The organism is Bradyrhizobium sp. USDA 4501 (genome assembly GCF_054062115.1).
The window spans coordinates 1,052,058-1,076,361 of sequence record NZ_JBSSEX010000001.1; the positions used below are offsets into that span (position 1 = coordinate 1,052,058).

Annotated in this window: 17 protein-coding genes and 2 pseudogenes; 7 read left to right on the forward strand and 12 right to left on the reverse strand. The window is 65.2% G+C overall.

The features are described from left to right. Positions 1-14: 14 nt before the first annotated feature. From ACVWZM_RS05055 to ACVWZM_RS05070, 4 genes and pseudogenes are all read right to left on the reverse strand, one after another. On the reverse strand, positions 15-893 hold the full coding sequence (locus ACVWZM_RS05055; protein ID WP_076833019.1) for a transglutaminase family protein: 879 nt from the start codon (positions 891-893) through the stop codon (positions 15-17). Next, positions 890-3,359, reverse strand: a pseudogene (locus ACVWZM_RS05060) (circularly permuted type 2 ATP-grasp protein). Before ACVWZM_RS05060 ends, ACVWZM_RS05055 begins: the two are co-directional and overlap by 4 nt. 89 nt (positions 3,360-3,448) lie before the next feature. Beyond that, positions 3,449-6,706, reverse strand: a complete 3,258-nt coding sequence (locus ACVWZM_RS05065; RefSeq protein WP_076833014.1) for a transglutaminase family protein — start codon at positions 6,704-6,706, stop codon at positions 3,449-3,451. Positions 6,707-6,932: 226 nt separating this feature from the next. Then, positions 6,933-7,385 carry a GDSL-type esterase/lipase family protein gene (locus tag ACVWZM_RS05070; RefSeq protein ID WP_143271202.1) on the reverse strand — a complete coding sequence of 151 codons (453 nt, stop codon included), beginning with the start codon at positions 7,383-7,385 and terminating at the stop codon, positions 6,933-6,935. A gap of 247 nt (positions 7,386-7,632) precedes the next feature. Between ACVWZM_RS05070 and ACVWZM_RS05075 the strand changes: the two genes are divergently transcribed. Further along, positions 7,633-8,949, forward strand: a complete 1,317-nt coding sequence (locus ACVWZM_RS05075; RefSeq protein WP_456852136.1) for an ISNCY family transposase — start codon at positions 7,633-7,635, stop codon at positions 8,947-8,949. 333 nt (positions 8,950-9,282) lie between these two features. Here ACVWZM_RS05075 and ACVWZM_RS05080 read toward each other — a convergent pair whose 3' ends face one another. From ACVWZM_RS05080 to ACVWZM_RS05110, 7 genes and pseudogenes are all read right to left on the reverse strand, one after another. Next, positions 9,283-10,806, reverse strand: a complete 1,524-nt coding sequence (locus ACVWZM_RS05080) for a UxaA family hydrolase (protein WP_076833008.1) — start codon at positions 10,804-10,806, stop codon at positions 9,283-9,285. A gap of 198 nt (positions 10,807-11,004) precedes the next feature. Next, a complete protein-coding gene (locus tag ACVWZM_RS05085; protein ID WP_018270573.1) occupies positions 11,005-11,781 on the reverse strand; it encodes an HpcH/HpaI aldolase family protein in 777 nt (258 codons plus the stop codon). Between the two features lie 40 nt (positions 11,782-11,821). Then, positions 11,822-12,908 (reverse strand): annotated as a pseudogene (locus ACVWZM_RS05090) (malate/lactate/ureidoglycolate dehydrogenase). A gap of 36 nt (positions 12,909-12,944) precedes the next feature. After that, entirely contained in the window at positions 12,945-13,673 is a 729-nt protein-coding gene (locus ACVWZM_RS05095; RefSeq protein WP_057015754.1) for an ABC transporter ATP-binding protein, read from the reverse strand. After that, the gene (locus tag ACVWZM_RS05100) at positions 13,673-15,445 is read right to left on the reverse strand and encodes a branched-chain amino acid ABC transporter ATP-binding protein/permease (RefSeq protein WP_141339479.1); all 1,773 of its coding nucleotides are present in this window, start codon (positions 15,443-15,445) and stop codon (positions 13,673-13,675) included. The genes ACVWZM_RS05095 and ACVWZM_RS05100 overlap by 1 nt, the downstream gene beginning before the upstream one ends. After that, the gene (locus ACVWZM_RS05105; RefSeq protein WP_016841141.1) at positions 15,442-16,317 is read right to left on the reverse strand and encodes a branched-chain amino acid ABC transporter permease; all 876 of its coding nucleotides are present in this window, start codon (positions 16,315-16,317) and stop codon (positions 15,442-15,444) included. The genes ACVWZM_RS05100 and ACVWZM_RS05105 overlap by 4 nt, the downstream gene beginning before the upstream one ends. 75 nt (positions 16,318-16,392) lie before the next feature. Beyond that, on the reverse strand, positions 16,393-17,538 hold the full coding sequence (locus ACVWZM_RS05110) for an ABC transporter substrate-binding protein (protein WP_076832996.1): 1,146 nt from the start codon (positions 17,536-17,538) through the stop codon (positions 16,393-16,395). A 289-nt stretch (positions 17,539-17,827) separates the two neighbouring features. Here ACVWZM_RS05110 and ACVWZM_RS05115 point away from each other — a divergent pair, with 289 nt between their 5' ends. Beyond that, complete coding sequence (locus ACVWZM_RS05115) at positions 17,828-18,823, forward strand: GntR family transcriptional regulator (protein WP_076832993.1); 996 nt, start codon at positions 17,828-17,830, stop codon at positions 18,821-18,823. Between the two features lie 25 nt (positions 18,824-18,848). Here the strand turns inward: ACVWZM_RS05115 and hpaR are convergent, their stop codons facing one another. Then, entirely contained in the window at positions 18,849-19,382 is a 534-nt protein-coding gene (gene hpaR, locus ACVWZM_RS05120) for a homoprotocatechuate degradation operon regulator HpaR (protein ID WP_057015717.1), read from the reverse strand. A 110-nt stretch (positions 19,383-19,492) separates the two neighbouring features. Here hpaR and hpaH point away from each other — a divergent pair, with 110 nt between their 5' ends. From hpaH to ACVWZM_RS05145, 5 genes are all read left to right on the forward strand, one after another. Next, positions 19,493-20,299 carry a 2-oxo-hept-4-ene-1,7-dioate hydratase gene (gene hpaH, locus ACVWZM_RS05125; RefSeq protein ID WP_456835291.1) on the forward strand — a complete coding sequence of 269 codons (807 nt, stop codon included), beginning with the start codon at positions 19,493-19,495 and terminating at the stop codon, positions 20,297-20,299. Positions 20,300-20,320: 21 nt separating this feature from the next. Then, entirely contained in the window at positions 20,321-20,719 is a 399-nt protein-coding gene (locus ACVWZM_RS05130; protein WP_076832987.1) for a 5-carboxymethyl-2-hydroxymuconate Delta-isomerase, read from the forward strand. Next, entirely contained in the window at positions 20,712-22,256 is a 1,545-nt protein-coding gene (gene hpaE, locus ACVWZM_RS05135; protein ID WP_456835292.1) for a 5-carboxymethyl-2-hydroxymuconate semialdehyde dehydrogenase, read from the forward strand. The genes ACVWZM_RS05130 and hpaE overlap by 8 nt, the downstream gene beginning before the upstream one ends. Positions 22,257-22,363: 107 nt before the next feature. Then, entirely contained in the window at positions 22,364-23,347 is a 984-nt protein-coding gene (gene hpaD / locus ACVWZM_RS05140; RefSeq protein WP_057015721.1) for a 3,4-dihydroxyphenylacetate 2,3-dioxygenase, read from the forward strand. Positions 23,348-23,410: 63 nt separating this feature from the next. After that, positions 23,411-24,283 carry a fumarylacetoacetate hydrolase family protein gene (locus ACVWZM_RS05145; protein ID WP_057015722.1) on the forward strand — a complete coding sequence of 291 codons (873 nt, stop codon included), beginning with the start codon at positions 23,411-23,413 and terminating at the stop codon, positions 24,281-24,283. Positions 24,284-24,304: the final 21 nt, after the last annotated feature.

Genomic DNA, 24,304 nt, shown 5'->3' on the forward strand with positions numbered 1-24,304 from the left:
CCCGCCCGTCTCGCTCACTCCACCGGCAGCACGTCAACCGCAACGGCGAGCTTTTGCTTGCGCGCGCCGACGATGACGCCATCGACCGGCGAGACGTCGGCGAAGTCGCGGCCGATGGCGAGAATGATGTGGTCGCTCCCGACCATCAGATCGTTGGTCGGGTCGAACCCGACCCAGCCGAGCGCGCTGCCGCACCAGACCGAGACCCAGGCATGGGTGGCGTCGGCGCCCTGCAGCCGCGGCTGGCCCGGCGGCGGAATGGTGCGCAAATAGCCGCTGACATAGGCCGCGGGCAGGCCGAGGCCGCGCAGCCCCGCGATCATCACATGGGCAAAGTCCTGGCACACGCCGTGGCGCTTCTCGAACACGTCGCGAAGCGGTGTCGAGATCACGGTCGCCTTGGGATCGTATTTGAAGTCGTTGCGGATGCGGCGCATCAGGTCGGCCGCCCCGGTGAGGATGCCGCCGCCGGGCAAAAAGCTCGCGGAAGCGTAGGCCGTCACGGGCCGTAGCACCGGCACCAGTGCGCTGGCAAAGACGTAGCCGACCGGCGAGGCCGCATCGAGGCTCAATGCCTCGAACGCGTTGTCACGCACGTCCTCCCAGGGCGGACTGGCGGCGTCGCACGCCGGCGGCTGTCGCGCCACCGAGACCCGCGAGCGGGCATCGATGCGCAGAATGCGATGCGCGGTCTCGATCAGGACGCTTTCAGTGAGCGTGCCGAAGAAGTCGCGCCTTGCGGTGCGTTCCGCGGGCCTCGGACGGATCTCGACCGAATGCGAGATCAACTGCTGCCCGTCGCCAGTGACCGGCTCCAGCCGCAGCGAGCAGCGCGCGAAGCTGACCTGGGTCTCGTAGCTGTAGGTCGTGACGTGACGGATGTCGTAGATCACGCCAGCCCCGTGAGCTTCTCCGGCCGGCTGGCATTCGGTCCGTGCGGGAAATAATGCAGCCCGATCGCGTCGGCGAGGTTGAGCAGATGCTGCTCCAGCGCGAACAGCGTCTTGACGTCGAGGCTCGAGGCTTCAGCCGTTGTGAGCATTGCCTCGACCGCGACGGCAAGACGCTGCGGCCGCTCGATCAGGCCATGCTCCTTCAGGCTCGGCAGCGCGGCAATATGCTCGTTCAGCGCCGCGACCTGGAATGCGACCGAGCGCGGATTGTAGGGGTCGAGCACCGCCAGATCGCGCACCGGTGCGAGCAGCGGCTGCACCAGATAGCGCGAGCGATAAGTGATCTGGCAGTCGACCAGCGTGAGCAGAACGTCGAGGTCCTCGTCACCGGCTTCGTCATAGGCGAACTGACGGGCAAAGCGCGTGGTGTTGACGGCGCGCTCGGCGCGGCGGCCCATCTCGAGGAAACGCCAGCCGGCGGCGCGGTTCATGTTTTCCTGCGCGAGGCCGGCAAAGCTTGCGAGCTCCTGCAAGGTCAGCTCGGCGGCGCTGACGACGCCGTCATCGTCATGAACCTCGATGGCCAGCCGATCAGCCATCTCGGTGATGACCTGCCAGGCGTCCGGCGACAGCCGCTCGCGGAGCGAGGTCGCCGTGCGCTGCGCGGATCGCACCAGCGACAGCGCCGAGCCGAATTTCTCCTCGCTCTGCAACGCTTCGAGCGCGACCTTGGCGAGATTGGCGCGCGCGGTCTGCGAGGCCGCGCCCCAGGCGACCAGCATGCGCTGGATGCGCTCGGCCGAATGCATCGCCGGCGCCGAGCCGTTCGAATTCGCGCGCGCGGGATCGCGCAACGGCGTGCACAGCGCGCGGATCAGCCGGATGGTGGCCTCGGCGCGCTCCAGATAGCGGCCGAGCCAGAACAGATTGTCGGCGGCGCGGCTCGGCAGCACGCCGGCGATGCGGCGGATGCGGACGGTGTCGACTGCTGGCAGCAGGGTCGAGGTCTCAACCGCCTTGTCGGAAACCACCCAGACATCGGCGGACACCGCGCCATCGCCCATCGACACCGCGCGCGCATCGGCCCGATCGGCAATCCGGCAGAAGCCGCCGGGCAGCACAGTCCAGCCGCTCGGCGTCGCCGCCGCGAACACCCGCAACACGAACGGACGCGGCGCGATGCGACCGTTCTCCCATACCGGCGTGGTCGACAGCCGCACGAGCTCCTGACCGACATAATCGATGCCGCGATGGCTGATGGCATCCTTCAGGCGGTCGCGGTCCGCTGCCGACAATTCGCCCGGGAGCACCGGTCCGTTGCCGGGAAAATCCGCAACGCCGCGGCCATAGGCGCCTTCGATCGCGAACTCGTCGAGCCGCGACAGCACCTCTTCGCGGGCGGATTTCTGGCCGCACCACCAGGTCGCGATGTGCGGCATCATCAGGTCTTCAGAGAGCAGGCGCCGGCACAGATTGGGCAGGAAGCCGAGCAGCGCCCTCGCCTCCATCACGCCGGAGCCCGGCATGTTGGCGACCACGACGCCGCCCTTGCGCAGAACCTCGACAAGCCCGGGCACGCCGAGATAGGAGGACGCGTCGAGCTCGAGCGGATCGAGCATGTTGGAATCGACCCGGCGCAGCAGCACGTCGAGCCGCTTCAGCCCGGCGACGGTGCGGATGTGGACGCGATCGCCTGAGACCGCGAGATCGTCGCCCTCGACCAGCAGGAAACCGAGATAGCGCGCCAGCGTGGCGTGCTCGAAGTAGGTCTCGCTGAACGCGCCGGGCGTCAGCAGGCCGATCCGCGGCTCGTCGCGATCGGCGCTGGCGCGCAGCGAATCGCGGAACGCCTCGAAGAACGGCGCGACGCGCTCGACATTCATCGACTTGTAGAGATTGGAAAAGGCGCGCGACAGCACCAGGCGGTTTTCCAGCGCATAGCCCGCGCCCGACGGTGCCTGCGTGCGATCGCCGAGCACCCACCAGCGGCCGTCAGGCCCGCGGCCGATGTCGGCGGCATAGAGATGCAGATAGCGGCCCCCCGGCCGGCTTGATGCCGCTGACCGCGCGCAGATACTCGCTGCTGCCGGCGATCGCCGCGGCAGGGATGGCGCCGTCCGCAACGAGGCGGCCTTCGCCGTAGAGGTCGGCCAGCACCATCTCCAGCAGCTGCGCGCGTTGCGCGACACCGGCGGCGAGCTGGCGCCAGTCCGCCGCGTCGATGATCAGCGGCAGATGGCTGAGCGGCCAGATCCGGTCGGAAGTGTCGCCCGGCGCGCGATAGGTGACGCCGGCTTCATGCAGATGGCGATCGGCGGAGGCGAAGCGGCGCTCGATATCGGCCGGCGACAGCGCGGCAAAGGCGTCGAAGAAGCGGGCCCAGACCGGCCGCGGCGCGCCGTTGTCTGCAATATACTCGTCGGGAATGCCGGGCAGCCGGACATAGTCGCGGGTCCACTGCGCCATCCGGCGCTGACCGGGACGGGCCCTGCTCTCCTGACTGCTGCCTGGACTATTGCCACCCGATGCGGACATTCCACTTCCCCTTGACACAATTAGTGCAGGAGCGGCGTCCGCAAGTCGAGGGTCAAGGGAAACTCAATTGTGCGTTCCTCAGGCGGCGTCTCGATCTTGCCGGGGGTATGGCCGTGCTCCTGGAAGCGCGCCAGCCGCCGCGCCTCGGCCTCGTAGGAATTGACCGGCTTGGTCTCGTAGTTGCGGCCGCCGGGATGGGCGACATGATAGACGCAGCCGCCGAACGAGCGTCCGTTCCAGGTGTCGATCAGGTCAAACGTCAGCGGCGCATGCACGGGAATGGTCGGATGCAGGCCGGAGGCCGGCTGCCAGGCCTTGAAGCGGACACCGGCGACCGCCTCGCCGGCACGGCCGGTCTCGGTCATCGGCATCCGTCTGCCGTTGCAGGTGATGACATGGCGCCCATCGACGAATCCGGTCGCCTTTACCTGCAGCCGCTCGACCGACGAATCGACATAGCGCACGGTGCCGCCGGAGGTGCCCTCCTCGCCCAGCACGTGCCATGGCTCGAGCGCCTGCCGCAGTTCGAGACCGACGCCGCCGTGATGAACGCGGCCGAAGGCGGGGAAGCGGAATTCGAGCTGTGCCTGGTACCATTCCGGCTCGACGTCGTAACCGGATTGCTTGAGCTCGGCGAGCACGCCGAGGAAATCCTCCCAGAGGAAATGCGGCAGCATGAAGCGGTCATGCAGCGCGGTGCCCCAGCGCACGAACCTGCCCTGCTGCGGCTCACGCCACAGCTTTGCGATCAGCGCGCGGATCAACAGTTGCTGCGCCAGCGACATCCGCGGGTCGGGCGGCATTTCGAGCGCGCGGAATTCGACCAGGCCGAGCCGGCCGGTCGGGCCGTCGGGCGAATACAGCTTGTCGATGCAGATCTCGGCGCGGTGGGTGTTGCCGGTGATGTCGACCAGGATATGCCGGAACAGGCGATCGACCAGCCACAGCGGCGCATCCATGCCCGGCGGCGGCACGTGCGACAGCGCAATCTCCAGCTCATAGAGCCCGTCATGCCGCGCCTCGTCGATGCGCGGCGCCTGGCTGGTCGGGCCGATAAACATCCCGGAAAACAGGTAGGACAGCGACGGATGCCGCTGCCAGTACAGCACGAGGCTCTTCAACAGATCGGGCCGGCGCAGGAACGGTGAATCCTCCGGCCTGCTGCCGCCGACCACGATGTGGTTGCCGCCGCCGGTGCCCGTGTGGCGGCCGTCGATCAGGAAACGGTTGGCCCCTAACCGCGTCTTGGCGGAGTCCTCATAGAGGCCGAGCGTGATGTCGACGGCCTCGCGCCAACTCTGCGCCGGCTGCACGTTGATCTCGATCACGCCGGGATCCGGCGTCACCTTGATCACCTCGATGCGCGGATCGAAGGGCGGCGCGTAACCCTCGACGTGGACCTGCAGCTGCAACTCTTCGGCGGCGGCTTCGATCGCTGCGATCAGGTCGAGATAATCCTCGACCTTCTCGACTGGCGGCATGAAGGCGCACAGCACGCCGTCGCGAACCTCGATCGACATCGCGGTACGCACCGGCAGCGGCTCGGGAATCTCCCTCAGCGCCTGCCGCAGCTCTTCGGAAAGCGCATCGCGCGGCGCCATCGGATCGCGCTCGACGACGTAGGGATAATCGTCCGGCGGCACATATTCGAGCGAGGCGATCGGAAGCCGCAAGCCCAGCGGCGAGTCGCCGGGCGACAGGAACAGATGGCTGCGTCGGATCTTCCAGCGCTCGCTGCGCCAGCGTGCCGGCACGCGATCACCGAGCGGGCTCCAGCGCTGGATCGGCAGCACGTAACCTTTCGGCGTGGTCAACCCCTCGTCGAACACCCGCGCCATCCGGGCGCGCTCTTCCGGATCGGTCAGCTTGGAATTCGCCGGGCTGACATTGGCCGGCAGGCCGGCCTCACGCTGCAGCCAGAAGGCGGGGTCTTCATAAGCCGGCATGGCATAGTCGGCGCCGAGACCAAGCTTGGTTGCTGTTACTTCGACGAAACGCTGGGCCTCCGCGATCTCGGCCCTGCGCGAATTCTCAATGCCGGCGATCAGCTCGGCATTCTTCCAGATCGGCTTGCCGTCCTTGCGCCAGTAGAGACCGAACGCCCAGCGCGGCAGGCTCTCGCCGGGATACCATTTGCCCTGGCCGTAATGCAGCAGGCCGCCCGGCGCGAACCGCGTGCGCAGCTTGCGGATCAATTCGTCGGCGAGCGCGCGCTTGGTCGGGCCGACCGCGGCGACATTCCACTCCGGCGATTCCAGATCGTCGACAGAAACGAAGGTCGGCTCGCCGCCCATGGTCAGGCGCACATCGTCTTTCCTCAGGTCGGCATCGACCTGCTCGCCGAGCTGGTCGAGCCGCGCCCAGGATTCATCGGAGAATGGTTTGGTGATGCGCGGCGCCTCGCCGATGCGCTTGACGCTCATCTCGAAGCCGAACTCGACATTGGCAACGCCCGCGGTGCCGGTCACCGGCGCGGCCGAACGATAGTGTGGCGTGGCGCAGACCGGGATGTGGCCCTCGCCCGTCAGCATGCCGGAGGTGACGTCGAAACCGATCCAGCCCGCCCCCGGCAGATAGACCTCGGCCCAGGCGTGCAGATCGGTGAAATCGCTCTCGACCTCGCGCGGCCCCTCGAGCGGATCGATGTCCGGCCGCAGCTGAATGAGATATCCGGAGACGAAACGCGCGGCGAGCCCGAGGTGGCGCAGCGTCTGGATCAAGAGCCACGCCGAGTCGCGGCAGGAGCCGGAGCCCGCGGCAAGCGTCTCCTCCGGCGTCTGGATGCCGGCCTCCATGCGGATGACGTAGCTGATCTTCTTCTGCAGCTGCGCGTTCAGCTCGACCAGGAAGTTGACGGTGCTGTCAGCCTGGCGCGGAATCTCCTTCAGGTAAGCCGCGAGCAGCGGCTCGGCCTCATCGGTCTCGAGATAGGGCGCGAGCTCGGTCTTGAGATCGCCGGGATATTCGAACGGAAAGCTGTTGGCAAAGGGCTCGACGAAGAAGTCGAACGGATTGACCACCGTCATGTCAGCGGTGAAATCGACCTCGACCTTGAGCTCGGTGGTCTTCTCTGGAAAGACGTAGCGCGCCAGCCAGTTGCCCTGCGGGTCTTGCTGCCAGTTCACGAAGTGATTGGCGGGCGTGACCTTGAGCGAATAGCTCGTGATCGGCATGCGCGTATGCGGCGCGGGCCGAAGCCGAATGGTCTGAGGCCCGAGATCGATCGGCCGGTCGTATTTGTAGTGCGTGACGTGATGCAGTGCGACTGATATCGACACGGACCGAGGGCTCCAGCAGCTTTTTTGAGCAGAACACTGCTGCCGGTCGACATCAAGCACTAACAACGGGCACGGGGTGCCCAAGGTAAGGGCGCGATCCGTAGCCCTGATGGAGCGAAAGCGAAATCCGGGGCCTTCATCCGCAGGAAGAGTCCCGGATTGCGCGGAGCCTGTCATCGGGCGCGCATTCGCGCGACCCGTTGGCTTCATCCGGGCTACGCGATTGCTAGCGGCCGATTGCGCCGGATACCTGCGAAGCAAGCTGCTCGGCGAGCATATGATAGCCCTCGGGGGTCAAATGCACACCATCGGGCTGATGGGGGAGTCCACCCAGCATCCCGTTAGGGAGCATGATCACCGCGATGCCACGGGCGCTGAGATGACTTTGGATATCCGCGGTCCGGTCAGGGCTGCCCTTGCGCCGGTCATTGCCGCCTGGCTGCAAAATAACCGCACGGGTCCCGTTCGGGACGGCGCGGTCGAGGCGTTGCAGCATCCCTTCCGTGGTGTCGCCGTTGATGCCGGCGTTCACGATGCGGACGCTCAATCCCTTCGCCCGCAAGATCGCTTCGAGCTGCGCGGGATAGGCCTGGTTGCGCGCCACGCCCTTGCCGTAGGTATTGCTCGCGCCAAGCGCGACTATGGTTGCGGCGTCAGCCGAAGCGGCGCCGAGGCTCAAAGCGGCGAGAAATGCAATGCATCCAACAATTCCAACCAACGCGCGCGCATGCTTCCTCCGTCCCCTCCGTAGCCCGGATGGAGCGCAGCGTAGTCCGGGAAGCTTCATTCGCCAAGTTCGTCCACGACTACTGTCAGTAGCTCGTGATCTGTCGCCTGTTTGTAGCTCGTGAAGTGTCGTGTTTTCGGTGCTCCGGAACAAGGGGGGCACGATGGGCACGGCATCCATTCACGAGGGTGTACGACGGATGCGGTTTTCAGATTTGCTGGATCGGACGGAGGCGAAGGAACTGACGCAGGAGGCAGCTTCGGAGGTTCTTGGGATCAGTGTTCGGACGTTTCAACGCTGGGCGGAGCGCTATGAGGCGGAGGGCGACGACGGGCTTGTCGACCGCCGGCTGGGGCGTCGTTCGCCACGGCGGGCGCCGGAGGAGGAGCTGGAACGGATGCTTGCGCTGTACCGGGACAAGTACGCGGACTTCACGGTGAAGCACTTCCACGAGCAGATGCAAAAGCGGCACGACTATGTGCTGGGCTATACGGTGACGAAGCTGGCGCTGCACGCGGCGGGGCTGGTGCGGAAGGCTCCGAAGCGTTCGGCGCACCGCAAGAAGCGGCCGCGGCGGCCGCTTCGGGGCATGCTGCTGCACCAGGACGGATCGCGCCACGTTTGGATCGAAGGCCTGCCCGCGAGGGACCTGATCGTCACGATGGACGATGCGACCAGCGAGATCTACTCGATGGTGCTGGTCGAGGAAGAAGGAACGGCCTCGACCTTCCAGGCCTTGCGCGAAGTGATTGGCGAGCATGGCCTGTTCTGCGCGCTCTACACCGACCGCGGCAGCCATTATTTCCTGACCCCAAAAGCTGGCGAGAAGGTCTCGAAGACGCAACAAACCCAGGTGGGACGGGCTTTGTCGCATCTTGGGATCGAGCATATCGCAGCCTATTCGCCGCAGGCGCGCGGGCGCTCCGAGCGGGTGTTCGGCACCTTGCAGGACCGGCTGCCGAAGGAGCTGCGGCTTGCCGGGATCACGACGGTTGAGGCTGCCAACGCGTGGCTGAAGGCGCATTACATCCCCGGGCACAACGCCGCGTTTGCGATCAAGCCCGAACAGGAAGGCACGGCATTCGTGGCCGACCGGCATGAGGCCTGGCGCGAGGCGCTGTGCGTGATCGAGGAGCGAACCGTCGCCAACGACAATACCGTTGCATGGAACGGTCGGCGGCTGCAGTTGCCGCAGAGCCGGCTCAGACCTCACTTCGTCAAGGCCTTGGTGCGGCTCCATGAGTATCCCGATGGCACCGTCAGCGTGTTCCTTGGACCGCATCGATTGGCGAGGTTTGCGCCTGACGGACAGCAGATCAGCCCCGACGCGCTTCAGCCTGGCGGCGTGCTCGGAGCCGTCAAGGACAAGCCCTGGCGGGCGCGCAAGCGCGCGTCCTTGACCGCTCCTGCGCGCGCCGCCGTCGAGAAAGCGCGGGTCGGGACGGAGAAACGGGCTTCAAGTCGAACAAAGAAACTCACCCACAGGGCTAAAACCGCCACAACAGCCGTGGCATGATCAATCAGGGAAAGCCGTCCCCGCCTTCCGGCTCCCCTGCAAATCAGACACGAAGGCGACAGATCACGAGCTACAAAAACACGACATCTTCACCCGCTACGGACAGTTCGTCCACGACTACAATCGGACCCGCCTCAAATGCCTCGGCTACCTGGCGCCAATCCAGGCCCTCGCCAATCACACGGGACCGAACACGAAAGCAGGGACCCAGACCGCGTGGTCCTAATGATGAAAGACGATGGCAGACGCCTCGCACATCACTACGGCCGGTGGTTATGGGTTCCAGCTTTCGCAGGGACGACGGCGGAGTGAAAGGCTAGATCGTGGCTCAAACTACATCGTCGCGCCCAGTACCCACGGCGCGAATTCAGCGCCGCCGAAGTCAAAGCTCTCGCTCTTGGTCAGCTGGCCCGAGGCGGTCTTGAGGATGAGGTCGAAGATGCGCTGGCCGCATTCCTGCACGCTCTCCTCGCCATCGAGGATGGTGCCGCAATTGACGTCCATGTCGTCTTCCATCCGCTTGAACATCGGCGTGTTGGTGGCGAGCTTGATCGACGGTGCCGGCTTGCAGCCGAACACGCTGCCGCGGCCGGTGGTGAAGCAGACGAGGTTGGCGCCGCCCGCGACCTGCCCGGTCGCGGCGACCGGGTCGTAGCCGGGCGTGTCCATGAACACAAAGCCCTTCTTGGTGACGGGCTCGGCGTAGTTGAGGACGTCGACGAGGTTGGTGCTGCCGGCCTTGGCCATCGCGCCCAGCGACTTCTCAAGGATGGTGGTGAGACCGCCGGCCTTGTTGCCCGGGCTCGGATTGGCGTTCATTTCGGCGCCCTCACGCTGGGTGTACTCCTCCCACCAGCGCATCAGGCCGACCAGCTTCTCGCCGACCTCGCGGCTGACGGCGCGGCGAGTCAGAAGATGCTCCGCGCCATAGGTCTCGGGCGTCTCCGAGAGGATCACGGTGCCGCCGTGACGGACCAGCAAATCGCTCGCCGCGCCGAGCGCCGGATTGGCAGATACGCCGGAGTAACCATCCGAGCCACCGCATTGCAGCGCCACGGTGAGTTCGCACGCCGGCACCGCCTCGCGCTTGACCTTGTTGGCATCGGCGAGCGCCTCCTTCACGAAGGCAACGCCGGCTTCCACCGTCTTGCGGGTGCCGCCGACCTCCTGGATGTCCATCGCGCGGAGGCGGCCGGCGAGCTTCTGCTCCTGCATCAGGCCGCCGATCTGGTTCACCTCGCAGCCGAGGCCGAGCACGATGACGTTGGAGAAATTGACGTGCCGCGCATAGCCGCCGAGCGTGCGGCGGAGCAGCGCCAAGGGCTCGTCCTGGGTCATGCCGCAGCCGGTCTTGTGGGTCAGCGCGACGACGCCGTCGACATTCGGGTAATCGGCGAGCGGATTGTCGCCGGTGAACGGATTCTTCTTGAACATGTCGGCCACGATGCCGGCGACATGGGCACTGCAGTTCACCGAGGTGAGGATGCCGATATAGTTGCGGGTCGCGACGCGGCCGTCGGCGCGGCGGATGCCTTCGAACGTCGCCGGCAGATCGAAGTTCGGCACCGGCTTGACGTCGACGCCATAGGCATAGTCCTTGGCGAAATCACCCATGCCGCAGTTCTGCGTATGTACGTGCTGGCCGGGCGCGATCGGCTGGGTCGCAAAGCCGATGATCTGGCCGTAGCGCCGGATCGGCTCGCCTTGCGCGATCGGCTTGATCGCGACCTTGTGGCCCGCGGGGATCCGATCGACCGTCGTGACGCCCTCAGTCACCTCAAGCCCCGGCGGCAGGCTCGCGCGCGCGATCAGGACGCTGTCGTCGGCGTGCAGGCGGATCACTTGTGCCGAGGCCATCGGAGTTCTCCTTTGGAGTTAGTCACCTCTCCCCGTCCTTTACGGGGAGAGGTCGAATTCTCGCACAGCGACAATTCGGGTGAGGGGCGACGCACGTTGCCAATTAAAAAGACGGTGCTAGCCGGATAGAGCCCCTCACCCCAACCCTCTCCCCGCAAAAGCAGGGCGAGGGAGCAGAGCTAACATCGCGGACAGAGCTTACGCCTTGCCGCCGGACTTTTCGCGGGTCGCGTTGACCTGCATCTTGGCGTAGACCTGCATCAGGCCGACCTCGTTCGATAGCGTCACGAGCTTGAAGCCCATGTTGATCGCGCGCACCGCGCCTTCGGCGCCCGAGCAGTGGATGCCCGGATTGAGACCGCGCTTGCCGCATTCCTTGATGATCTTCTCGTAGATCTTGAGGATCTCCGGCTCATCGCGATCGAGCTTCGGCACCAGGCCGTAGGAGAAGCCGAGATCGGACGGGCCGATATAGACGCCATCGATGCCTTCGACATCGAGGATCGCTTCCATGTTCTCGACCGCGGTCTTGGTCTCCATCATCGGCAGCAGCACGATCTCGTCGTTGGCGGTCTGCTGATAGGTGCCGGCCGAGCCGTACATGCCGGCGCGGATCGGGCCGTTGGAGCGCACGCCCTTCGGCGGATATTTTGCGTAGGAGACGAGGTTCTTGGCTTCCTGCGGTGTGTTGACCATCGGGCAGATCACGCCATAGGCGCCGCCGTCCAGCACCTTGCCGATGATGCCGGGCTCATTCCAGGGTACGCGGACCATCGGAGTGACCGGATGGGCGTGCATCGACTGGAAGCACTGCACCATCGATTGATAATCCTGCACACCGTGCTGCATGTCGACGGTGACGCTGTCGAAGCCGCATTGCGCGATCACTTCGGCCGAGAATCCCGAGGGGATCGCGAGCCACGCGTTCACCACCGCTTTGCCCGATGCCCAGACTTGCTTGACCTTGTTTGCCATTGATCGCGTTTCCCTTTGCGGTTTATTGGGGGACGAGCCTTCAGCTGGTCGCCCGCTGGATAGAAACTTCGCTGACGCCGACTTCGCGCGCGGTATTCACTATCGCCGCCCACGTGTCGTCAGGCAAGGGGATGCCATTCCTGGTGCGATCGGCACGGGGTTTTCCGCTCCGGATCGCCTGGAACCAGCACGGAATCCGTGCCCGCGATCGGCTTGGTGGCGCGGATGAAATCGGTGTAGCGGGTGATTTCTCCATCGAAGAAATTGCTGGTGTCGATCACCTTGGGGTCGATGTAGAACGCCATCATGCCGTTGGCGAAGCGCCGGTCCGACGACGTCGCGCCGGTGCCGGTCAGCGCGCCGCCCAGCAGTTCGCAGATGAAGGCGAGACCCGAGCCCTTGTGATCGCCGAAGGCGCGGATCGCGCCAGTTCCCTTGGTGTGGTCGCGCGGTCCGTCCGGCGTGTACGGCCCATACAGCACGTGGGGATCCTCGCTCAGCGTGCCGTCGGCATCGACGAGCGCGCCGGTCGGCAGCTTCTTGCCGCCGCGGCTTGCCACCAGGCACTTGCCCTCGGCGACAACCGAGGTCGCAAAATCGAGCACGATCGGATCCTGGCCCTGACGCGGAATGCCGACGCAATACGGCGCCGTGGACAGGCGCTTCTCGACGCCGCCGTAAGGCGCAACCAGCAGCGAGCCGGCCGCGGTCACGAAATGAATTGAAACAAGACCTTCGGCGGCGGCCATCTCGGCCCAGTCGCCGACGCGGCCGAGATGACCGGAGTTGCGCAGCGCGACCGCGGCGAGCCCCGCCTTCTTGCACTTCTCGATGCCGAGTCTGACCGCAACCGGCGTGACGGTCTGGCCATAGCCGAACTTGCCGTCGACCACCGCGAGCGATGGCGTGTCGACCACCACCTCGGGAGTCTGGTTCGGCACGATCGAGCCCATCTTCTTCCACCTGACATAAACCGGCACGCGGATCACGCCGTGGCTGTCATGACCTGTAAGATTCGCGGTCGTCAGATAGGTCGCGATGCGCTTCGCCTCTTCCGGAGAGGACTCCGAATGGGAAAACACCTCGGACACGAAGTTGATGAGGTTATCGACCTTGATGGTGACCATGAAAAACCAGCTCGCTCAGTAAAGCACGGGACGTTGTCAGGCGTGGGTTTTGGCGTGGCCGCCGAGATAGGCCGCGGCGATAGCCTCATTGCCCCACAATTCGTCGGGCTTGCCGCCCAGCACGATCCGCCCCGTTTCCAGGACAAAGCCATGATCGGCGACCGAAAGTCCCATGCGCGCATTTTGCTCGACGAGCAAGACCGTGGTGTCCTTCCTGATCTGCGAAATGATGCGGAACACCGCCTGCACGATCACAGGCGCCAGCCCGAGCGACGGTTCGTCGAGCAGCAGCAGCCGCGGCTTGGCCATCAGGCCGCGCGCCACCGCGACCATCTGCAGCTGGCCGCCGGACAGCGTCCAGCCGAGCGCGTTGGAAAAGGCGCGGATGTCCGGGAACAGATCGAACATCGCGTCGGCCTCGCGCGAGATCTGCGACGCCGGCACCTTCCGGTTCGATGCGCCGAGCATGATGTTCTCTTTCACGGTGAGGCCCGGAAACACGCGGCGGCCTTCCGGCACGTGCGAGATGCCGAGCCGGACGATCGCTTCGGGCCCGAGGCCCGCGATCGAGTGGCCGTCGAACATAATGTCGCCGGAGGCGGGCTTGGCGAGGCCTGAGATCGCGCGCAGCGTGGTCGACTTGCCGGCGCCGTTGGCGCCGAGCAGCGTGACCACCTGGCCCTGCTCCACGGCGATGGTGACGCCGCGCAGCGCCTCGATCTCGCCGTAGCGGACCACGAGATTACGGATTTCGAGCAGCGGCATCATTCGCTCCCGAGATAGGCGGAGACGACGTCGGGATGGCGCAGCACCGCCATCGACTCGCCGTCCGCGATGCGGCGTCCGAAGTTCAGCACGGTGATGTGCTGGGCCGCTTCCGACACCAGCGTCATGTCGTGATCGATGATCAGGATGGTGAGGCCCTGGGCTGCGATGCGCTTGAGCAGCTCATGCAGCTCCAGCTTCTCGGTCGAGTTGAGACCGGCCGCCGGCTCGTCGAGCAGCAGCAGCGTCGGGTTCGACGCCAGCGCCCGCGCGATCTCGATCAGGCGCTGGTGGCCGTAGGAGAAGCTCGAGATCAATTCGTTGGCGCGGTTGCCGAGCCCGACGAAGGTCAGCGCCTCCATCGCGCGCTCCGTCAGCGCGTCCTCGCCCTTCCCGATCATGGTGTTGCCGGGCCGCTCGGCGCCGATCTCGACATTCTCCAGCGCGGTCATCGAACGGAACAGGCGGATGTTCTGGAAGGTGCGTCCGAGGCCGGCCGCCGTGCGCTGATGCGGCGCCATGTTGGTGATGTCGGTGCCGTCGAGCACGATCCTGCCCGCGGTCGCCTTGTAGAGCCCGGACAGCACGTTCAGCGTCGTGGTCTTGCCGGAGCCGTTCGGCCCGATCAGCGCATGCACGCTGCCGCGCTTCACCGCGATATCGACGCCGTCGACCGCCTTGAGGCCGCCAAAGTGCTTCGAGAGCCCGGTCACTTCGAGCACGATGTCGCCGCCTGACGTCGCCGGCTTGAGCTGCAAGGCCGCCGCGGCCGGCGGCGCCTTGGTGTGCGCACGCCAGCGCGTGAATGCGTCCGACACAAAACCCCAGATACCGTCGGGCATGAAGCGGATGATCAGGATCACGAACAGGCCGTAGATCGCCAGATAAAGTCCCGGCACGCTCTTGAGGAAGCGCAGCCATTCCGGGATCAGGATCAGGAGGCCCGTACCGATCACCGAGCCAATCGGCGAGGCCACGCCGCCGAGCAGCGACATGGTCAGGAACACGATCGATTCTGCGAACGAGAACTGGTCCGGGCTGACATAGGCGAAGCCGCCGGCGAACAGGCCACCGGCCAGACCGCCGAGCAACGCGCACAGGCCGAAGGCGTAGATCTTGGTGCGGAACACGTCGATGCCATTGACGCCCGCCGCAAGCTCGTTGTCGCGCACCGCGCGCATGGCGCGGCCGAGCTTGGTATCAGGCAGATGCCAGACCAGATAACCGACGATCGCGAGCATCGCGACGCAGAAGGCCAGGTAGCTCTGCGAGGACTGGAACAGCTCCGGCCGGCGAATGTTGGCGACGCCGTCCGGCCCGTGGGTCACGCCGATGGCATTGATCATCACCAGCGTCACGATCTGCTGGAACGAGATCGTCACCATCGCAAGGTAGTGCCCGCCGAGCCGCAGCGTCGACATGCCGAGGAACGCGCCGGCGATCAGCGTGATCGCGCAGGCGCCAACCAGGCAGAGCCAGAAGTTCAGGTGCAGGTCCGCGGTGCCGAGCCCGACCACATAGGCGCCGAAGCCGAAGAACGCGGCCTGCGCCAGGTTGATCTGGCCGCACAGGCCGAGCACGACCGACAGCCCGAACACCGCGATCGAGAAGGTCGTGGCCTGCAGCAGGATGTTGAGGATGTACCCGTCGAACCGCATGCCGGCGGCGAGCGCCACCAGCACCGCGGCGCCGATGAAATACGGCAGATGACGGATGATCAGCGGCTTCGAGCGCACGGCCGGCGCGGGGATCATGTTGTCGGTGGCGCTCATGCTTTCTCCGCGACGCGTTCGCCGAAGATGCCCTGCGGCCGGAACACCAGGAAAGCGATCAGCACCAGGAAGGCAAAGCCGTCTTTGTACGGCACTGAAATATAGGCGGCACCGAACGTCTCGATGACACCGAGCGCGAGGCCGCCGACGATGGCGCCGGCGACGTCACCGAAGCCACCGATGATGGTCGCGGCAAACGCCTTCAGCGCAATCGTCGAGCCCATCTGGATCGAGACGAACAGCACCGGCGCCACCAGGATGCCGGCGAGACCGCCGAGCACGGCCGAATAGATGAAGGTGATCATGATCATGGTGGAAACGGAAATGCCGAGCAGCGAGGCCATTTCCTTATCCTGCGAGGTCGCCTGCAACTTCTTGCCGAGCAGCGTCTTCTCGAAGAACCAAAAATTGAACAGCACCAGAAGGATCGTGACGCCGATGATCAGAAGATACTGGCTGTCGAGATAGACCGGGCCGAGCTGGATGCCGGGCGTATCGAACCAGCCCTGCAGCACCTGCGGCTGCGGGCCGTAGATCGCAAGCACCGAGTTCGACAGCAGGATCGAGGCGCCGATGGTGGCGATGATCACGGGCAGATAGGTGCGATTGCGCAGCGGATAATAGACGCCGAGATTGAAGATGACGCCGAACAACGCCATGCCGGCGAGCGCGATCAGGAACGACAGCCAGTAAGGCCAGCCGAGATCGACCGAGAACACCACCATCAGATAGGCGGCGACCATCGAGAACTCGCCTTGCGCGAAGTTCACCACGTTGGTGGCACGGAAGATCAGCACGAAACCGAGCGCGACCAGCGCGTAGACCGCGCCGATGCCGATGCCGGTAAAGAGCAGTTGGAGGACGAGATCCATGACGAGCGCTCGATCTGAGAATTGTGTCGCGGGCGAACGGCCTCTCCGAGGTGGCCCGGAGAGGCCGAACCGCTATCAATCGTTGAAGTCGATATGCTTGTCGTAGACGATCTTGCCCTTGTCGTTCTTCACGACATTGTAGCCGTGCAGACCGTCGCCGTTCTTGTCGAAATTGTATTCACCCTCGGCGCCGGCGAACTTCTGCGTCGCAAGGATGGCGTCGCGGATCTTGTTCGGATCGGTCGAGCCGGCCTTGTTGATTGCCGCCGACAGGATGGTGATCGCATCGTAGGGCCAAGCGCTCTGGTTGTCGGGCGCGGTCTTGTAGGCATCGCGATAGGCCTTGCCGAACGCCTTCGCGGTATCGCTCGAATCCTCGGCGAAGTCGGCGACGCCGTAGGTGTTGAACAGCGCGGGGCCGGCGAGCTTGGTCGAGGAGACCGCCACCACCGAGGGCGAGCCGACCCAGGGGATATTGACGCCGAGCTGGCGCAGCTGGCGGGCAAAGATGCCCAGATCGTTCTCGAAGGTGAAGTAGGTGCCGAGCACATCAGCGCCGGACTGCTTCACGGCCAGCACGACCGGCGTGAAGTCCTGGCTCTGGTTGGCGTAACCCTGGTCGAGCACCGGCGGCGCGCCGAGCTTGGTCAGCGCTTCCGAGAGTGCCTTGCCGCCCGCGGTGCCGAAGGCGTCGGTGGAATGCACGATCGCCCATTTCTTCTTGCCGAGCGTGTTGACGCCGAAGTCGGCGATCACGCGGCCGGAATAATTGTCGTTCGGACGGAAGCGGAACAGCCAGGGATTGCCGGAATGGGTGAGGTCGGGATTGGTGCCGCCGATCATCACCGGCTTGCCGACCTTGATCACGTCGGGCGCCATCGCCTGCACCTGGGTCGAGCGGATCGAGCCGAGGAAGGCGACGATGTCGGATTGCGCGGCGAGCTTGGAGAATGCCAGCACGATGCCCGGATTGGTGGTCTGATCGTCCTCGATGACGAGTTCGACCTGCTTGCCGAGCACGCCGCCGGCCTTGTTGACCGCGGCCAGCGCCAGCTTGGCGCCGTTCTGGGCCCACAGCCCCTGCTCCGCCGCGGGTCCGGTCACCGGCACGCACATGCCGATCTTGATCGTCGCACCCTGCGCCCAAGCGCTGCGCATCAGCGCGGGTGCAGCGAGACCTGCCGCCAAACCAGCGGAAAACTCACGTCTCGTCAGTTTCATTCCATCCTCCCTGTGATGCGCCGAACTTGCTGTCGGCTGCGTTGAGACGAGCTGACGCGTCGATCTGTTGGCCCGTTCGCAGCCATCAAACGGCGCGACGAGCAAACGTGAGCACCGCTGCAGCGCACAAGCCGTGCAACGGCGACCATCAATCTGGCGCTTGACCCAGCTAAACATGATTGCACATTGCACGCAATAGTCAAAAGTTCGCTGGCAGAGGTGCGTAAATGCCTGCTACGAGCGACCATGACGCGATCACGTGATAGTGTGGCCAGCGGGCAGCCATTCCATGTCGATTCCACGAGCGAAATCGCAGACCAGACGAAAACAGCCGGCCTACGCGCTGATCAAGAGCGCATTGGCAAAGCACATCCGCGCCGGTCACGTGCCACCTGGCACGGTCCTTTCCGAATCGGCGATCGCGACCTTGTTCGGCTCCAGCCGCTCTCCGGTGCGGCAAGCTTTTGAACAGCTCGAGCATATCGGCCTGGTGCGGCGGTTCGACGGTCGCGGCGTCATCGCCGGCAAGCGCAAGGTCGACCCTCGGCGCGTCCCGATCACACCGGAAATGTTTGGGCTGACCGACGGCCCCGTCGATGCCGTGCGCAGCGACGCTTGGGATACGCTCTACTACAAGCTCGAACGTGAGATCATTTACCGGTCGCTGTTCGGACGCTTCCGCGTCAGCGAGCTCGCATTGGCGCGGCATTTCCGGGTGGGGCGCACGGTGGCGCGCAACCTGCTGCTGCGCGCGCAGGCGATCGGCATCCTCGAGAAGGGCGCCAAGGCGCACTGGTACGTGGTGCCGTTGGACGAGGACCGCCTCCGCGACATCTTCGAGGTGCGCGCAACGCTCGAGCCGCTGCTCCTCAAATCCGCGACGGCGACAATTCCTGCCGCCCTGCTCGACCGTATGGCGGAGCGGCTGCGCGAGGGGATCCAGCACCGCGACCGCGTCGGCGTCGGCGAACTCGATGAGATCGAAGGCGACCTCCATATCCGCTGCCTGGGTTACGGCGCCAATCGCGAGATGATCGAAGCCCTCAAGCGCACCCACTGCGCTTTCGTGATCGGCAAGCACATTCAGGTCGCCCTGACCGCGCCGCAGATCGATTCCTTCATGGACGAGCATCTGGTGATCATCGAAGCCTTGCGCACGCGTGACGGCGACGCGGCGGCAGCCATCTTGCGCCGCCATATCGAATGGTCCCACTCGAAGGTCGCGGGCTGGATTGCCGAATTCCGCGCCATCAACGTGATTTCGCGCGTGCCCTACATGGCCTGAGCGCGAATGCCGCGCATGATCGAAGCTACTCGTCAGCCTCGACCTCGGCGTCATCGGACGAGCCCATTCCGGCCAGGCTCGCTTCGAGCGCGCCCAGCATCTCCTGCAATTCGGCAAGCTTGCGCGCCCCGAAGCGCCGGGTGATCTCGGCATAGATCGTCTCCGACGTCGGCGCCACCGCCTCGATCAGCTTCAACCCCTTGGCGGAGATCGAAACCACTGCGCGCCGCGCGTCGTTCTCCGCTGCCTTGCGCTCGATCAACGCGCGGCCCTCGAGATCGCGAAGGATTCGCGACAGGCTCGGGCCGAGCAGAAACGCCATGCGGGCGAGTTCGGTGACCTCGATCTCGTCGACCGCGGTGAGCGCGCGCAGGATCCGCCATTGCTGCTCGGTCAGCCCGTGATTGCGCAGCGACGGACGGAATTGCCGCATCACCGCCTCGCGGGCGCGAAGCAGCGACATCGGCAGCGAGCGCGAGAACTCGCGCATCGGTGTCCGTCGCGCCGCCACGTCCTCGCCCTGCCCCGGCCGAATGTCGTTCGAATTTTTGCGCGCCATTACCTAATCCTGCGCAACGAAATTTTGCGTTGCAACATGCCTTGATTCAGTTTGCGGGAATTCACTTAACATGTTAATCATCTCCCGACATCCACTTTTGTGTAGCACGCATGGCCCTCTCCAAGGACGATATCCGCGCTGCCGCCGAACGGCTCGACGGCGCGGAAAAGACCCGCAAGCAAATCCGCCAGCTCTCGCTGGAATACCCCCGCATCACCCTCGAAGACGCCTACGCGATTCAGAAGGCCTGGGTCGAGATGAAGGTGACGCAGGGCCGCGTCGTCAAGGGCCACAAGATCGGCCTGACCTCGAAGGCGATGCAGAGCGCGCTCAATATCGACGAGCCCGATTCCGGAATCCTGCTCGACGACATGTTCTTCGCCGATGGCGGCCTGGTCCCGACCGACCGCTTCATCGCCACCCGCGTCGAGGCCGAGCTTGCCTTCGTGATGAAGCATCGCCTGACCGGGCCGAACTGCACACTGTTCGATGTGCTGAACGCGACCGATTTCGTGGTACCGGCGCTGGAGATCCTGGATACCAGGGTCGAGCGCGTCGATCCCGAGACCAAGGCGACCCGCAAGATTTTCGACACCATCGCCGACAACGCCGCCAATGCCGGCATCGTGCTCGGCGGCCGGCCGATCCGCCCGCTGGACGCCGACCTGCGCTGGATCGGCGCGCTGTGCTTCCGAAATGGCCAGCTCGAGGAAACCGGCCTGGCCGCCGGCGTGTTGAATCATCCGGCGACCGCGGTGGCGTGGCTCGCCAACAAGATCGCGCCGAACGGGCTGGCGTTGGAAGCCGGCCAGGTCGTGCTGGCGGGCTCCTTCATCCGTCCGATCGAGACCCGCACGGGCGACACCATCCAGGCCGACTACGGACCGTATGGTTCCGTAAGCTGCTACTTCGCCTGACGCCTTCAGCAGGAGCGCTGCATGCCGCATTTCACGCTTGAATACTCTGCCAATCTCGACGATCTGGTCGACATGGGCGCGACGGTCGAACTGGTCCGCAAGGCCGCGGTCGAGACCGGCATCTTCCCGCTCGGCGGCATCCGCGTCCGTGCCGTCAGATGCGAGCACTACGCGATCGCCGACGGCCGCAAGAATTACGGTTTCCTCGACATGGTGCTGCGGCTCGGCGAAGGCCGCGATCTCGCCACCCGCAAGAAGGCCGGCGAGTACATCTTCAAGGCGCTATCGGCTCATCTCGATCCGGTCTTCGCCAACAGCAAATTCGCGTTGTCGTTCGACATGCAGATCAACGACAAGGAAACCAGCTGGAAACGCAACAACATCCACGACGCACTGAAGGTGGAGACGGTCAATGGATAAAGCGACAGCGAAATCGCCAGCCGACGTGTTCCAGGCCAACCGCGATCGCGCCGGCCCGCTGCTTGCAAGCTTGAAAGCCGAAGGCATCGGCCATGTGATCGACGGCAAGATCGTGCCGGCGGCCTCCGGCCAGACCTTCGAGACGAGATCGCCGATTGACGGCACGGTGCTGGCGACGGTCGCACGCGGCAATGCCGAGGATATCGACCGTGCCGCAACCGCGGCGTCCAAGGCCTTCAAGGCCTGGCGCGACATGCCGGCGGCGCAGCGCCGCAAGCTGCTGCATCGCGTCGCCGATGCGATCGAGGCGCGCGCCGACGACATCGCCGTGCTCGAATGCATCGACACCGGCCAGGCGCACCGCTTCATGGCCAAGGCCGCGATCCGCGCCGCGGAGAATTTCCGCTTCTTCGCCGACAAATGCGGCGAGGCCCGCGACGGTCTCAACACGCCTTCGGACGAGCACTGGAACATCTCGACCCGCGTGCCGATCGGCCCGGTCGGCGTGATCACGCCGTGGAATACGCCGTTCATGCTCTCGACCTGGAAGATCGCGCCGGCGCTCGCGGCCGGCTGCACCGTGGTGCACAAGCCGGCGGAATGGTCGCCCGTCACCGCCGATCTGCTGGTCAAACTCGTAAAACAGGCCGGCATCCCCGACGGCGTGCTCAACACCGTGCATGGTTTCGGCGAAGAGGCCGGCAAGGCGCTGACCGAGCACCCCGCCATCAAGGCGATCGGCTTCGTCGGCGAGAGCGCGACGGGCTCAGCGATCATGGCGCAGGGCGCGCCGACCTTGAAGCGGGTGCATTTCGAGCTCGGCGGCAAGAACCCGGTGATCGTATTCGATGATGCCGATCTCGATCGCGCGCTCGATGCCGTCGTGTTCATGATCTACTCGCTCAATGGCGAGCGCTGCACGTCGTCGAGCCGGCTGCTGGTTCAGGAGAGCGTCGCCGGCAAGTTCATCGAGAAGCTGACCCAACGCGTAAAGGCGCTCAAGGTTGGCCACCCCCTCGATCCCGCCACCGAGATCGGGCCGCTGATCCATGAGCGGCATCTCGCCAAGGTGTGCAGCTATTTCGACGTCGCCAAGAAGGACGGCGCCACGATCGCGGTCGGCGGCAAGCCGCATGACGGTCCTGGCGGCGGCCACTATGTGCAGCCGACGCTGGTGACCGGCGCGAACGCAAAAATGCGCGTCGCGCAGGAGGAGGTGTTCGGCCCGTTCCTGACCGTGATCCCGTTCAAGGACGAAGCTGACGCCATCGAGATCGCCAACGGCGTGCAGTACGGCCTGACCGGCTATGTCTGGACCGGCGACATGGGCCGCGCGCTGCGCGTGGCGGATGCGCTGGAAGCCGGCATGATCTGGCTCAATTCGGAGAACGTCCGCCATCTGCCGACCCCGTTCGGCGGCATGAAGTCGTCAGGCATCGGCCGCGACGGCGGCGACTACTCGTTCGACTTCTACATGGAAACCAAGCACGTCTCGCTCGCGCGCGGGACGCACAAGATTCAGAAACTGGGAATTTAGCCAGCCGTCGTTCCGGGGCGATGCGCAGCATCGAACCCGGAACCTCGAGATTCCGGGTTCTCGCTTCGCGAGCCCCGGAATGACGATAGAATTGAGGGGAAACACCGATGCCCGTTCCAACGCACGTTTTCGATCCGCCGTTCAACATCATCCGCTGCAGCCATGCCGTGCTCGACGTCACGAATCTCGACAAGAGCGCCGCCTTCTACGAGAAGACGGTCGGCCTTCACATCGAGAACCGCGACGACAAGTCGGTGTATCTGCGCGCCAGCGAGGAGCACCAGCATCACTCGGTGGTGCTGCGCAAGGCGCCGAAGGCGGCCTGCAACCGGCTTGGCTTCAAGGTCGGCAACGACGGCGACCTCGACAAGGCCGCCGCCTTCTTCTCCGAGAACGGCATCGCCTACGCTTTCGTCGACCAGCCGTTCCAGGGCCGCACCCTGCAATTCACCGATCCGTTCGGCTTCCAGATCGAGCTTTACGCTACGATGGAGAAGCGCCCCCATCTCTTGCGGCGCTACGATCTCTACAAGGGCTGCCATCCGCAGCGGCTCGACCATTTCAACGTGTTCGCCGCCGAGGTGCAGGACACAGTCGATTTCTACGCCCGGCTCGGCTTCCGCCTCACCGAATATGCCGAGGAGGACGGGGACAACGGCCGCATCGCAGCCGCCTGGATGCACCGCAAGGGCAATGTCCACGACTTCGCCATCACCAACGGCCGCGGCCCGCGCCTGCACCACATCGCCTATTGGGTACCGACCGCGATGAACATCGTGCATCTCTGCGACGTGATGGCCTCCTCCGGCTACCTCAAGAACATCGAGCGCGGTCCTGGCCGGCACGGCATCTCCAACGCCTTCTTCCTGTACATCCGCGATCCCGACGGCCACCGCATCGAGCTCTACACCAGCGATTATTTCACCGGTGATCACGACCATGAGCCGCTGCGCTGGTCGCTGCGCGATCCGCGCCGCCAGACGCTGTGGGGCGCGCCGGCGCCGCGCTCCTGGTTCGAGGAAGGCTCGACCTTCGCCGGCCAAGCGGTGCGCGAGCCGCGCTTCGTCGCCGACGTGCTGGTCGCGGACTAGTGCGCGCCTTCCTCCTCACGTCGTCCCTGCTTTCGCAGGACGACACCAATTATGGGACTACTAATGCCCTCTCCTCGCCTCGCCACCTATTCCTTCAACGGCGCCACCAGCTATGGCGTCGTCACCGACACCGGCATCGTCGACCTCTCGTCGCGCTTCGCCAAGGACTATCCGACGCTGCGCGAGGCGATCGCCGCCGGCGCGCTGAGCAGGCTCGTGGAGGACGCCGCCAGGCGCGCGCCCGACCACGCGCTCGACGCAGTCGACTGGCAGCCTCCGATCCCGGCGCCGGAAAAGATCATCTGCATCGGCGTCAACTACCCGGACCGCAATGCCGAATACAAGGACGGCTCGGACGCGCCGAAATACCCGAGCATGTTCCTGCGGGTGCCGCGCTCCTTCGTCGGCCACAACACGCCGGTGGTGCGGCCGCGCATCTCGCCGCAGCTCGACTATGAGGGCGAGCTGGTTCTGGTGATCGGCAAGGCCGGCCGGCACATTGCGGAGAGCGCCGCGCTCGATCACATCGCCGCGATCACGCTCTGCAATGAAGGCACCATCCGCGACTGGGTGCGCCACGCCAAGTTCAACGTCACCCAGGGCAAGAACTTCGATTCCACCGGCAGCCTCGGCCCGTGGATCGTGCCCTACACCGGTGAAGCGCAGATCGCCGATATCCGCCTGACCACGCGGGTGAACGGCGAGACCCGCCAGGACGACCGCACCTCGCGCTTGATCTTCGGCTTCCGCTACCTCATCAACTACATCTCGACCTTCACGACGCTGGTTCCCGGCGACATCATCGTCACGGGCACCCCGACCGGTGCAGGTGCGCGGTTCGATCCGCCGCGCTATCTGAAGCCCGGCGATGTCGTCGAGGTCGAGGCCGAAGGCGTCGGCATCCTGCGCAACAGCGTCGTCGACGAAGCCACCTAACCTCACCAGCAAAGTGGACAG